Annotated in this window: 1 protein-coding gene; it reads right to left on the bottom strand. The window is 62.9% G+C overall.

Annotated features, from left to right (window positions below):
* Nucleotides 1–1,112: elongation factor Tu (tuf, locus tag KAK09_RS18565; RefSeq protein WP_210880403.1), on the bottom strand; the 1,112-nt coding region annotated here is incomplete at both ends.

Raw genomic sequence — 1,112 nt, 5'->3', positions numbered from 1 at the left:
CGCAGGCCGTCTTCCATGGCGATGGGCGCGATCAGCTCAACCGTGAATTTCAGGTTGTCGCCGGGCATGACCATTTCCGTGCCTTCAGGCAGAACCACCGTGCCGGTCACATCCGTGGTGCGGAAGTAGAACTGCGGGCGGTAGTTGGCGAAGAACGGCGTGTGACGGCCACCCTCTTCCTTGGTCAGGATATAGGCTTCGGCCTCGAACTTGGTGTGCGGCTTGACCGAGCCGGGCTTGCACAGAACCTGCCCGCGCTCAACGCCCTCGCGATCCACGCCGCGCAGCAGCGCGCCGATATTGTCCCCCGCCTCGCCGCGATCAAGCAGCTTGCGGAACATCTCGACGCCCGTGCAGGTCGTCTTGCGGGTGTCGCGGATCCCCACGATCTCAAGCTCGTCGCCCACGGTCACCACGCCACGCTCAATCCGCCCCGTCACCACCGTGCCACGCCCCGAGATCGAGAACACGTCCTCGATCGGCATCAGGAACGGCTGGTCAACAGCGCGCGCCGGCGTCGGGATATATTCGTCCACAGCCGCCATCAGCGCCCGGATCGAGTTCTCGCCGATCTCCGGGTCACGCCCTTCCATCGCCGCCAGAGCCGAGCCCTTGATGATCGGAATGTCGTCGCCGGGATAGTCGTAGGAGGACAGAAGCTCGCGCACTTCCATCTCGACAAGCTCCAGCAGCTCCTCGTCATCGACCTGATCGACCTTGTTGAGATAGACAACCATGAACGGAATGCCCACCTGACGGCCAAGCAGGATGTGCTCGCGCGTCTGCGGCATCGGGCCGTCGGCCGCGTTCACCACCAGGATCGCGCCATCCATCTGCGCAGCACCCGTGATCATGTTCTTCACATAGTCCGCGTGGCCGGGGCAGTCCACATGCGCGTAGTGCCGCGCCTCGGTCTCATACTCCACATGCGCCGTCGAAATGGTGATCCCGCGCGCCTTCTCTTCCGGTGCCCCGTCAATCTGGTCATAGGCCCGGAACTCGCCGAAATACTTCGTGATCGCCGCCGTCAGCGTCGTCTTGCCGTGGTCAACGTGACCAATCGTGCCGATGTTCACATGCGGTTTCGAACGGTCAAACTTTTCCTTTGCCAT

The organism is Roseovarius autotrophicus (genome assembly GCF_018069895.1).
GTDB lineage: Bacteria > Pseudomonadota > Alphaproteobacteria > Rhodobacterales > Rhodobacteraceae > Roseovarius > Roseovarius autotrophicus.
The sequence above is the reverse complement of the archived record's forward strand: the minus strand, read 5'-3'. Positions and strand labels throughout refer to the sequence as shown.